We start from the raw sequence: 11,846 nt of genomic DNA, 5'->3' as shown, positions 1-11,846 counted from the left end.
GCAACTACGCAAGAACCCTGACCACGAACTATGACCTGGCCTCGAGAAAGTGGGATGTTGCGGCAGATGGGCAGACCCTCAAACACCGCTACGACAACGCCGGCAGACTGAACCAGATGCAGGACAGTCTACTCAACGCGCTGGGCAGCAACGTCGGCACCATCGGCTACACCTACAACCCTGCCGGCAGCCGCGAGACGGTGACCGCCTACAGCCTGGGCACCAGCTGGGCACCCACCTACACCTACGACAACGGTGAGCGCCTGGACACCATCACCAGCGGCGCGACCACACTGGCGGATTACGGCTACGACCCGCTGTCGAGGGTCGGCACGCTCGCTTACTTCGACGGCACCAGCACCACCTACGGCTACGAGAACGACGACGACCTGCAAAGCCTGACGCCTACGCCGAAGATGGGGTCGCCGCACTCGCCTATTCGATTCGAGCAATAATCTCAGCTGATGCTCAAGAGGCCGTATGGTCAGCCGGAAGAACATACGAGGCTGCTGATCAGCTCGCCGTACGTAGGCTATATCCTCCGCCTTACAAAGGTTCAATCGATGGTTCAGACGTGCTTGCGTCTCATGCTTGTCAATTGGAATTAAGCCGACAGCAGCGGGATCTAGAAGGAATAAAAGAGTTAGATGAGTTATCTGTCAGTTTTATAGGCGTCATGCAAGAGCGCTCATATTCAGAATCAATTTTTGATTGATTCAAATTGAAAAAATGGCTGGTACCATGCACTCTTCACTAGTCCAGTGGTAGCGGCGGGATCGGTTCATTGTTCGGCATGCTCGGCTCGCTCTTCGGCGGGGTGCGTATTCCGCGCGAAGCAGGTCCAGGATTCCGCCACATACCGGTCCACGATTCCGCGTGATGTCGGTTCAGTGAGGTGAGGCGGGATAACCCCGCTACCGTTGCGCCCTTTTTCTTCGGGTGGCGGGATTTTCAGGAAAAGGCTTGATCTCAATGCCCTGATGCGGATGCGCTCGGGGAACCGCGAAAGGGCAACGCGACTCTGCCGACGTGAGGCCTCTATCGCCTATCGGGCACACGTCGGCAAGGGATTGCCGACTGACGAGCTTAAACTGACGCCCCCGGCCGCCATCGATCCTTCCATGCCTCTGGTTCTTCCCGCCCCGATCTGGCGGCGCCTCGCCGCGTCGATCTACGACGGCCTGCTGCTGCTGGCAATGTGGATGGTCGCAGCGCTGGTCGACACCCTGGTTCGTGACGCGCTCGGCGGCGCGGCGCGCACGCGTCTGGCATTCCAGATCCTGCTGTTCCTGGTCGGGCTCGGCTTCTTCGGCTATTCATGGACTCATGGCGGCCAGACTCTGGGCATGCGCGTCTGGCGGATGCGCGTGCGGCGCATCGACGGATCGGCGCTGCGCTGGCCCACGGCCGGTGTGCGCTATGCGGTGATGCTGCTGACCTGGTTTGCGCTGTTTTTGCCGGGATTGCTGCAGTTTCCGACGCTGGCGGCGCATGTGCATGCCGGCCCGGTGATTGTCGCCGGCGTCGCGTTTTCGGTTGTCGCGCTGCTGGTGATGCTGCTCGACGCTCGCCGTCGCGCGCTATGCGACTGGGCGGCGATGACCGAGGTCGTGGTGGAGCCGAAAGACAGCTGATCGTCGCGATCGTAGGTTGGGGTGAGCGCAGCGAACCCCAACATCAGCGCGGACGACTGTTGGGGTTCGCTGCGCTCACCCCAACCTACGCGCCGTTCCTGAGCCGCCACCAGCCCCAGCCGCCCAGCACCGCGGTCGGTGTGCAGGCCGCGATCGACGGTGGCCAGCCATACAACTGCCCTAAGTCCGCGGTGACCTGGTTGATCACGTAGAACGCAACGCCGACCAGCACGCCGATCATCAGTCTCAGGCCGGCACCGCTATTGCGCAGCGAGCCGAACACGAACGGGACTGCAAACATCATCATCGCCATCACCGTCAGCGGCTCGACGATTTTCTCCCACAGTTCCAGCCGCTGCTCGCTGGAATCCAGGCCGTTGTCGTCCAGATAATGGATCAATTCGAGCAGGCCGTCCGTCGACAGGCTCTTGGCCTGCAGCACGAACAGCTTGAGCACGTTAGGCGATAACCCGCCCTGCAGTTCGTACTGATCGAGCTTCTCGACCTTGGCGCTATCGTCGGCGAATTCGGTACGCACTACTTCGCTCAGACTCCAGCGCCCATCGCGAAACACACCGTCCTTGGCCGACGTGATCGAGTGCAGGCGCAGGTCTTCGCCGATCGAATAGATCACCGCGTCGCCGATGTGATCCTCGCTGACCAGCTTCTTGATGTTGAAGACGTCGTTGCCGTTCTTCAGCCACACCGGCTTGGAGTTGGCGCCCTCGACGCCGTAGCGTGCATTGCTCTTGTAGCGCTCGGCGGATTGCTGGCTGGCCGGCGCGACCCATTCGCCGAGTGCCCAGCCGAGCAGGCCGAGCATCGCGCCGGCGACCAGCGCCGCCATGCCGATGCGCACATTGGACACGCCGGCCGCACGGATCGCGGTGATCTCGCCCTGCCCGGCCATGTTGCCCAGGCCCATCAGCGTGCCGAGCATCGCGATGATCGGCATCAGCAGATGCAGGCCGGCGGGCATGTTCAGCAAGGTGTAGATCGCAAGTTCGGTCAGGCCGAAATCGCCGCGCCCGGTGCCGCCCAGATCGGCGACGAAGCTGGTGAAGGTGTAGATCGCGACCAAGGCCAGGCCGACGACGAAGGTCAGCGACAGGATCGAGCGGACGATGTAGCGGTCGATGCGATTCATGCGGCAGCCAGCGCCGCAGCCGACAGGCGCGGCCGGCGCTGCCACCAGTTCATCCGCGCGCCGATCAGGTAGACGGCCGCGATCAATACCAGGCCGTGAATCCACCACAGCCCGACCGCTTCCGGGATCTTGCCCTTGCCGATCCAGGACTGGCCGATGCCGAGCAGGTTCGAATAAAACAGGTAGATCAGCATGCCGAGCACGACCTTGCCATAGCGACCCTGGCGCGGCCCGACATGCGACAGCGGCACCGCCAGCAAGCTCAGCAGGAACACCGACAAGGGCGCGGCGATGCGCCACTGCAGTTCCGCGCGATCCTGCAGGTCGGTCGACCTCCACAGCTCGCCGGTCGACATCAGCTTGCGCTTGCCACCGTTGTAGATGAACTGCGGCGGCGTAACCCGCGTGGTGAATTCATCGAAGCGCAGAATGTCGTAGGTCTGCGCGCCGGGCTGGCCCTCGTAGCGCCAGCCGCCATACAGGCTGATCTCGCGATCGCCGGTCTCGACATTGAGGCGCTGCCTGCCTTCGTTGGCGACCACGATCGACATGCCCTTGTCGGTCTCGATCTGCGCGAACACCGAGGTCAGCTTCTCCTTGGCCTTGTCAGTCTCGGCGGTATAGAACACGCCGCGGCCATCGGCGACCGTGGTGAAGCGGCCGGACTCGAACGGCAGGTACTGGATCAGCCGCCGCGCGTCCTTCACGATGTAGTCAGCGGTACGCCCGGCCCAGGGCCCGATCTCGAAAGCCAGCAACGCGGTGAACAGCGACAGCAGCAGACCGAGCGCCAGAAACGGCCGGTACAGTCTGAACAGGCTGACGCCGCAGCCGGTCATCGCCGCGATCTCGTTGTCCTTGTACAGCCGGCCCAGCGACAGCATAGTGCCGAGCAGCAACGACACCGGGACCAGGATCACCAGATATTGCAGGCTCGACAGCGCGACGATCTCGACCAGCAGATCGCGCGGCAGGTCACCGGCCGCGGCCTCGCCGAGCAGGCTGGCGAAACGCGTCGACAACATGATCAGCAGCAACACCACCGTGACGGCCAACCAGGAGGTTGCGGCCTCGCGAAGCAGGTAGCGGTCGAGCGTGGCGCCATTCATAGGGGCGCGATTATGCGGCCTGTCGGCCTGCTTTGTGTTGCCGGCGGCACGCATTCGAGGTTCCACAAACCAGTATGTCTGCTGGCGATCCAGTGCGGGCGATCCAGGCGCTTGCTGCTTGGGACATTCTTCATAAATCGCTACACTTGGCGATCTTTTGGCGCAATCTGCTGCCGACTGCCGCCGAAGTCCGGTCCAATTGGTCATCGACTTCAGGCTTTAGCGCGTCAGGCGGCCCATACAGGGACGTCTAAAAATGAAGATTCATGCCTCCGCACGCCGGAGCAAGCCAGAGGAAGTGATGGAATATTTCGTCAAGAGTGGCAATCCCGAGAAACAGCGTGTGTCCTGCGTCATCGTCGGCATTTTCGACCGGCGCGCCCCGAGCGAATCCGCCGCCGTCATCGATGGTGTCAGCGACGGCGCGATCGCCGCCGTCATGCGCCGCGGCGACATGGACGGCAAGCTCGGCCAGACTGTGGTGCTGCACAACGTCCCCGGCACTTTTGCCGACCGCGTGATGCTGATCGGGCTGGGCCGCGAACGCAGTTTCGACGACAATGCGTTCCGCAAGGTCAATACCGCCAGCGCAAAGGCACTGCGTGCAACCGGCTCGATCGACGCGGTCAGCTACCTGACGCACCTGCCGCTGAAAGGCCGCGACTTCCACTGGAACGTGAGCCAGGCCGCGATCAGCTACGAGGAAGCCTTCTACAGCTTCGACGACTGCCGCGGTGAAAAGGCCCGCGAAGAACTGCCCAGCTACAAGCTCGAACGCCTGACCTTCGACGTGCCGCGCCGCAGTGACCTGCCCGCCGGCGAGCGCGGCCTGGTCGAAGCGCTCGCGATCGCCAAGGGCATGAACGTGGCGAAGACGCTCGGCAACCTGCCGGGCAATATCTGCACACCGGCGTATCTCGCGCAGAGCGCGGAACAGATCGGCGCAGCCCACGGTTTCAAGGTCAAGGTTCTGGAAGAGCCCGAGATGCGCAAGCTCGGCATGGGCTCTTTCCTGTCGGTGGCACGCGGCAGCCGCCAGCCGCCGAAACTGATCGTGATGGAATATCTGAAAGGCCCCAAGGGCGAGAAGCCGATCGCACTGGTCGGCAAGGGCCTGACCTTCGACGCCGGCGGCATCAGCCTCAAGCCGGCCGATCGCATGGACGAGATGAAGTTCGACATGTGCGGCGGCGCCGCGGTGCTCGGTGCGTTCCGCGCGCTGGCCGAGCTTGCGCTGCCGATCAACGTGGTCGGCATCATCGCCGCCAGCGAGAACCTGCCCGATGGCGCCGCCAACAAGCCCGGCGATGTCGTCACCAGCATGGCCGGCATCACCATCGAGATTCTGAATACCGATGCCGAAGGCCGGTTGATCCTGTGCGATGCGCTGACCTACGCAGAACAGACCTACGACCCGTCGGTGTGCATCGACATGGCGACGCTGACCGGCGCGATCGTGACGGCGCTGGGCGCCTACCCGACCGGCCTGTTCTCGAACACAGCCGGCCTGACGCGCGCATTGACCAATGCCGGTGAGCAGATCGGCGACCGCGTCTGGGAAATGCCGCTGTGGCCGGAATACGAGGACCACATCCGCAGCGAATGCGCGGATATCGCCAACATCGCCACGGTCGGCGGCCGTGACGGCGGCGCAATCATCGGCGCCAGCTTCCTGCACAAGTTCACCAAGAAGATGAAGTGGGCGCATCTGGATATCGCCGGCACCGCCTGGAAAGGCAAGCGCTCGACCGGCCGCCCGGTGCCGCTGCTGGTGCAGTACCTGCTGAACGCGGCCGCCAAGCAGGAATGAGGCAGGCGAAGTACGCACCATGACCCGCATCGACTTCTACATCCTGCCGGAAGCCACCTTGCCCACCGGCGACACGGTGATGACCGTGTGCCGTCTCTGCGACAAGGCCGTGGCCAGCGGCGCGCGCGTGTACTTGCGCGCGCCCGAGCCGCGACTCGCCGAGGAAATCGACGGCGCGTTGTGGAGCTTCCGCCAAGGCGGCTTCATCTCGCACGAACGCGATACCGGCAAGCTCAGCGAAGACCCTCAGCCTTCGATTCTGATCGGTGACGGCGAGCCGCCGGCGACGCATCACGGCATCCTGCTGAACCTGGGCGCGGACGTACCGCTGTATTTCAGCAGTTTCGATCGCGTGCTCGAAATCGTGCCGGCGAGCGCAGCCGATCGGGCGAGTTCACGCCTGCGCTACAAGTTCTACCGCGACCGCGGCTACGAGATCAATACCAACAATCTTTAGCTGGCAGCGTGTAGGTTGGGGTGAGCGCAGCGAACCCCAACATCAGCGCGGACACCTGTTGGGGTTCGCTGCGCTCACCCCAACCTACTCAGCTAGAAGCACGGCGGCGTATCCTGTCCGCATGCCAGTCTCCGTCTACATCGAAACGTCCATCACCAGCTACCTCACATCGAGGCCGAGCCGTGATGTGGTCATCGCGGCCCGCCAAGCCATCACGTCAGAGTGGTGGCACAACCAGCGCCCTAAATACGAGGCGTATATTTCGGCCCTCGTCGATGAAGAAATCTCTGAAGGTGACGCAACGGCCGCTGCCCTGCGGCAGCAGGCCGTCGCTGGCATTCCCAGTGTTGCTACCACACCCGCCGCGATAGAACTTGCCCAACGACTCCTAGCCACAAAAGCGGTTCCGGCTAACAGCGTGGAAGACGCGCTACACATCGCTATCGCGGCAACCCAAGGAGCAGAGTTCCTGCTCACTTGGAATTTCAAGCACATCAACAACGCAGAAACGAGGGCCGCATTGCCAGTGCTGTCGAGGCCGCTGGCTACGTTTGCCCCGTCCTGTGTTCTCCCGAAGAACTTGGAGGTGTCGCCCATGATGAATGATCCCATCGTTGAGGAAGTCCGGCGTAACAGGCAGGCGCATGCCGCACGCTACAACAACGACTTGGCGGCAATCTGTAAAGCACTAAAGGCCAGAGAGGCGTCGTCAGGGCGTATCGTCGTCAATCGGCCACCGCGCTTGCTACCCCATAGTGGAGCCCACAGCTAATCGCTGCAGCCGACGTATTTGCCTCCGCTTCACTATGGCAAATCCGCGGCTGAGCTTCGGCTAGGCAACGAATCCGCCGTCGATCGTCAGGCTGGCGCCGGTAACGAACGCGGCGTCCACGCTGACCAGGTAGGCCGCCATGCCGGCGATCTCGTCGACGCTGCCCATTCTCCCGATCGGCATCATCGCCTTGATCGCCTCGGCCTGGGGGCCCTCGGACGGGTGCGCGTCGGTCGCCGTCGGGCCTGGCTGCACGTTGTTGACGGTGATGCCGCGCGGGGCGAGGTCCAGCGCCAGGCCGCGCACCATCGCCGCCACCGCGCCCTTGGTCGCCGCGTACACACTCATACCGGCGAAAGCCGCTCGCTGCGTAACGGCGCTGCCGATGATGACGATACGGCCGCCGCTTTGCATGTGCCGGGCAGCCGCCTGGGCGGCGAAGAAAGGCGCGCGGACGTTGACCGCCATCATGCGATCGAAATCCTCGACGCTGTATCCGTCGACCAGGCCCATCAGGCCAACGGCGGCATTGTTGACCAGGATGTCGAGGCGGCCGTATTCGGCCGCGGTCTTTTCGATGCATGCACGCAGCGCCGCAACGTCGCCGCTGTCGGCCTGAACCGCGACGGCTTTGCCGCCCGCCTCGATCACGGAACGGGCCACCGCCTCCGCCTTGCCTGACGAAGCCGCATAGGTGAAGACCACGGATGCGCCGTCACGCGCAAGGCGGCGCACGATCGCCGCACCGATGCCGCGCGATCCACCGGTGACGACGGCGACTTTCCCGAGCAGAGGCGGCTGTCCGAAATCCATTTGAGTTCAATCCCTGCGTACATGTGGCTGTCGCCAGTCTAAAGACTCCGGAGATGGACAGGCATCGCATCGGGCAATCCGCCGATGCGGTCCAGCCGCCCGAGGACTCGGCCAGCCCCACTCGCCGTCGCGGCCACCCAAGATTCCGTTCAGCTTGATAGCATCTCATCGCGGGGACTGGCTTCATCCATTCCTTCTCGACAGCCGACTTTTACGGGTTTACGCGGCCGGAATGTCGACCAAGTGGCTTATGATCGCCTTAATGAACGAGCATTCAACAACAGGCTGGTGGGCATTCTGGCGCTCCCCAAGCGTCCGGACACGCCTGCTCGTTTTGTGCGCAGGCCTATCTCTGGCGTTCACCGCCGGAAGCATGATGTTCGCCTACCTGTTCGCGCAAAATCAGCGTGATCAATTCGCGGTGCAAGAACAGTACCGGCGCTTCGAAACCGTCATCGGGGCCGAGCAGGCGATGGCGCTGTTCCGGCATCGCGGGGGGCAACTGAATTCCGCGCGGCTGCTGCACCAGCCGGAGGAACAGAAGAGAGCCGAGGAGACCTATCAGAGTGCCCTCGACGCGCTAAGGAGCAGGCTCGCCGAGGTCGGACAATTCGATCCGCGGAGCCGTGACGTCGTGCTGGCCACGGTAAACGAGGTGCCGGGGCTGTCGCTGATCGCGATCGAGGCGATCAGCGCTGGCAAGCAAGAAGCCGCGGCACCGGTGATAGAGGCGATGCAGCAGCATCTGGACACCATCGAAACCACGCTGGAGAGCGCGCGTCACCGTGAATTTGCGCGGGCACAGCAGATTCAGAACGAAGGCCGCGTGCGCTCCGACCTGGCGCGCAAGCTCGGCATCGGCATCACCGTATCGATCATGATCAGCGGCCTGCTGCTGGTCTGGACCATCATGCGCTCGATACTGCGGCCGCTGCGCATCACTACCGAGGCGATCCGCCAGGTCAATGCCGGCGAACTGGCGATCGATCTGCCGCCGATCAGCCAAGACGAATTCGGCGAAATGGCGCAGTCCATCCGCCATTTCCGCGACCGCTCGGAGACACTCAGCCGATTGGCGTACTACGACACGCTGACCGGGCTGGGCAACCGCGCCAAGCTCGGCGAGTGCCTGACGAGCAAGCTCGCCGCATCCGCCAATCGCGGCGTCGCCCTGCTGTTCCTGGATCTCGACAATTTCCGCTCGGTCAACCAGCGCATGGGCCATAGCGTGGGCGATCGCTATCTCTGCGAAGCCGTGAACCGTCTGCATCGCTTCATTCCCGACGACGCCAGCCTGTTCCGCTACAACGGCGACAAGTTCGTCGTATTGTTCGAACTGGAGACGAGCAGCAACGCCGAGGCTGAAATCAAGGAGGTCGCGAACCGCGTGCTTCGCGGCGTGGCCGAGCCCTACCCGATTCCGAATGACGTGCTCAACATGTCGACCTCGATCGGCATGGCCATGTCGCCCGACGACGGAACGACCGCCGAACAGCTGATCACGAGCGCCGAGGCGGCGGTCAGCGCGGCCAAGAAAAGCGGCCGCAACACAGCGCGATTTGCCGGCGGCAAACTCGCCGGACAACTGCGCGCGCAGAAGGGGCTCGCCAACGAAATCCGGTCCGCGCTGAAGGACAATCAGTTCGAGGTGTTCTACCAGCCGATCGTGGACTACAGCAGCCGCCAGGTGGCCGGCGCCGAAGCGCTGCTGCGCTGGCGCCATCGCGAGCGAGGCCTGCTGACGGCAGCCCAGTTCATCCCGATTGCCGAAGAGGAGGGCCTGATCGGGCCGCTTTCACAGCATTGCCTGGACGTGGCGCACCGGCAAGCCGAAACCTGGAGGACCGCCGGGCATGCCTGGAGAATCGCGGTCAACCTGTCCGCTTATCAGATCCAGGAGGGGCGCATTCTCGACACGCTTACGGCGCTCCAGCGCGGCCGCGACCCGGCGAACAATCCGATGGATCTCGAACTCACCGAAACCGTACTGTTCGACACCTCGGACGAAGCTCGCGCGCTGCTAGACGCGATCCGGCTGCTCGGCTACCGCATCGGCATGGACGATTTCGGCACCGGCTATTCGTCCTTCAAGTACCTGCAGTACCTGCCGATCGACAAGATCAAGATCGACCGGCAGTTCGTCAGTACGATGGAAGTGTCCAAGCAGGCCATGGGCATCATCTCGGCAACCATCGCGCTGGCACAGAATCTGGACCTGGACGTCATTGCCGAGGGCATCGAGACGCCTTCGCAGGCACGCCTGCTGCTGAAGCTGGGCTGCCGGCTGCATCAGGGCTTCCACTATTCGCAGGCGCTGCCCGCCGAAGCCTTCGAGCTGTGGGCGACCAGTTATGCGCTGCAAGCCAGCGGGGCAGCCGTCTCATGAGCGGTGAAGCGCGTCCAGCCTCGAGCGCGCGGCATCCGCCACCAGTGCCTGCGAGTCGCTGCCGGCCTTGCGCCATACGAGTTCCGCATCCTGCGGGCGCAACTTGACCAGGCCCTCGTAAGCGGCCAGACGAGTCCGCCGGCAGGGATGTGAAGCAGCCAGATCGTTCAGCAGTTGCTGCGTATTCGCGTCGCCGACGTCGGCCGCCATGCGGATCACGGATATGCGCCGGGAACCGTCGAGTTCCAGCGGATAGTCGAGCAGCGCGCTGCGCTCCAGATCGAAGAAATACTGGTCGCGCAGCCGCACATCCGGTGTCGAGATCATGAAGTTCAGCGTGATGCTCATGTCCTCGGGCGGAAGCTGCGTATGGACGTCGCGGCTGGCCTCGTAGAGCATGACCATGCCGGTACGGAAATGGAGACGCTCAACGAAGTGCAGCTCCACATGCTCGCCGAGCTTGCCGGTCACGGCGCTGTTATCGTACTGGTACATTTCAGTGATATAGCCGGGTCCGTGGTAGCCGACGGTCATGAAACTGTAGTTGTGATCGTGCGCCACGCTGTAGGCAAACTGATCCTGATAAACGCGGCCGCTGGATAGATCGGACAGCGACGGCCAGACGTTGGCGCGCAGATAGAAATCGCGGCCCTCGCCCAGATAGATCACCTGGGCCGAAGCGATCGTTTCGGTGCGGAACAGGTTCAATACCTGCCGGTTCAGCCGCGACACCACCAGTTGCCGATCATTGGCCATACCGCGCAGCAGCGGTGCCGCGGTTTCGATGCTGTCCAGGTCACGCAGGTCGACCTGCGCATGCACGAAATCGATGAACTCCTCGATGGAGACGACACTTTCGTTGCGCGTTTCGATGGTGCGGGCCACGGCCTCAGCCTTCCTTCATTTGGGCGAGCGTCTTGGCCGCTGCGCGCCGGACATGCGGATGAGGATCGGTCAGCGACTGCCGCAGCTTCTCCACCGCCGCCGAACGGTTGATCCGGCCCAGGCTTTGGACCGCGGCCCAGCGCACGGCATGATGCGCATGCGCAGTGAGCTGCTTCAACGGCTCGACCGACGAGGGATCGGCGAGCTTGCCCAGGATGTAGGCGGCCACGCGCAGCTGGGTCGCCGTGATTTCACTGTCGTTGGCCTGCCAGGCATAGCCGGTTTCTTTGTTGAACAGCCATTCCATGCTGTGAAAAGCCGAGGTGGTCAGCTTGGCCACCACCACCGGCGTCTCGATCTGGAAGTCGTAGACGTAACGCTCGGATTGCAACTTCAGCACTTCGCCCGGGGCGACTTTGCCCCGGCTAGGCGAATGAATCTGGATCCCGGGATTGAAGACCTCGTTGCGATAGTCGGCAGGCAGCTCGTAGCGGGCGAAATTCAGCGCCTGGCTTCCGACCGGCGCATACATGGCAAAAAAGGGCGTCGAGTGCACATATTGCCTCGACGCTTCGAACAGCCAGATCGACAAAGCGAAAGCACGGCCCCGGTGAACCACCAGCTGATTGGGTCGCCACTCTCCCATGTAAGCCGGGTTGGCGAGCAGGCGCTCCAGTTCGGTATTCATCAGCTGCGCCACGCAGGCGTCGCTCACCAAACCCTGAAAAGCGGCCTCGAGTCCCCAGAACGATTCGGGATGGTCGCGATCGAAGCGGCGATCGACGAGTTCGACAAATTCTTGAACTTTGGTTGAGGGAATCATCAGATGCCGA

General features: G+C 63.0%; 11 protein-coding genes. 6 read left to right on the top strand and 5 right to left on the bottom strand.

Annotated elements, in window-relative coordinates:
- Window positions 1-455: hypothetical protein (locus JWQ90_RS19865; RefSeq protein WP_299696759.1), on the top strand; the 455-nt coding region annotated here is incomplete at its 5' end.
- A 666-nt stretch (window positions 456-1,121) separates the two neighbouring features.
- On the top strand, window positions 1,122-1,634 hold the full coding sequence (locus JWQ90_RS19860; protein WP_299696758.1) for an RDD family protein: 513 nt from the start codon (window positions 1,122-1,124) through the stop codon (window positions 1,632-1,634).
- 85 nt (window positions 1,635-1,719) lie between these two features.
- Here JWQ90_RS19860 and lptG read toward each other — a convergent pair whose 3' ends face one another.
- Window positions 1,720-2,781, bottom strand: a complete 1,062-nt coding sequence (gene lptG, locus JWQ90_RS19855) for an LPS export ABC transporter permease LptG (RefSeq protein ID WP_299696757.1) — start codon at window positions 2,779-2,781, stop codon at window positions 1,720-1,722.
- Entirely contained in the window at window positions 2,778-3,890 is a 1,113-nt protein-coding gene (gene lptF / locus JWQ90_RS19850; protein ID WP_299696756.1) for an LPS export ABC transporter permease LptF, read from the bottom strand. The genes lptG and lptF overlap by 4 nt, the downstream gene beginning before the upstream one ends.
- Before the next feature lie 301 nt (window positions 3,891-4,191).
- Between lptF and JWQ90_RS19845 the strand changes: the two genes are divergently transcribed.
- From JWQ90_RS19845 to JWQ90_RS19835, 3 genes are all read left to right on the top strand, one after another.
- Window positions 4,192-5,700, top strand: coding sequence for a leucyl aminopeptidase (locus JWQ90_RS19845; RefSeq protein WP_366919552.1), 1,509 nt, complete (start codon window positions 4,192-4,194; stop codon window positions 5,698-5,700).
- A 19-nt stretch (window positions 5,701-5,719) separates the two neighbouring features.
- Complete coding sequence (locus JWQ90_RS19840) at window positions 5,720-6,157, top strand: DNA polymerase III subunit chi (RefSeq protein WP_299696754.1); 438 nt, start codon at window positions 5,720-5,722, stop codon at window positions 6,155-6,157.
- Between the two features lie 121 nt (window positions 6,158-6,278).
- Complete coding sequence (locus tag JWQ90_RS19835; protein WP_299696753.1) at window positions 6,279-6,929, top strand: type II toxin-antitoxin system VapC family toxin; 651 nt, start codon at window positions 6,279-6,281, stop codon at window positions 6,927-6,929.
- Between the two features lie 60 nt (window positions 6,930-6,989).
- Here the strand turns inward: JWQ90_RS19835 and JWQ90_RS19830 are convergent, their stop codons facing one another.
- The gene (locus JWQ90_RS19830) at window positions 6,990-7,742 is read right to left on the bottom strand and encodes an SDR family oxidoreductase (protein ID WP_299696752.1); all 753 of its coding nucleotides are present in this window, start codon (window positions 7,740-7,742) and stop codon (window positions 6,990-6,992) included.
- Window positions 7,743-8,115: 373 nt separating this feature from the next.
- Here JWQ90_RS19830 and JWQ90_RS19825 point away from each other — a divergent pair, with 373 nt between their 5' ends.
- Window positions 8,116-10,128 (top strand): EAL domain-containing protein, encoded by a 2,013-nt coding sequence (locus tag JWQ90_RS19825; protein WP_299696751.1) that lies wholly within the window; start codon window positions 8,116-8,118, stop codon window positions 10,126-10,128.
- Here JWQ90_RS19825 and JWQ90_RS19820 read toward each other — a convergent pair.
- Complete coding sequence (locus JWQ90_RS19820) at window positions 10,123-11,013, bottom strand: hypothetical protein (protein WP_299696750.1); 891 nt, start codon at window positions 11,011-11,013, stop codon at window positions 10,123-10,125. The genes JWQ90_RS19825 and JWQ90_RS19820 overlap by 6 nt on opposite strands.
- A 4-nt stretch (window positions 11,014-11,017) precedes the next feature.
- A complete protein-coding gene (locus tag JWQ90_RS19815) occupies window positions 11,018-11,836 on the bottom strand; it encodes a HEAT repeat domain-containing protein (RefSeq protein ID WP_299696749.1) in 819 nt (272 codons plus the stop codon).
- Window positions 11,837-11,846: the final 10 nt, after the last annotated feature.

The organism is Hydrocarboniphaga sp. (genome assembly GCF_028291725.1).
Classification (GTDB): domain Bacteria; phylum Pseudomonadota; class Gammaproteobacteria; order Nevskiales; family Nevskiaceae; genus Hydrocarboniphaga.
This window is presented reverse-complemented; position numbering and strand designations above follow the sequence as displayed.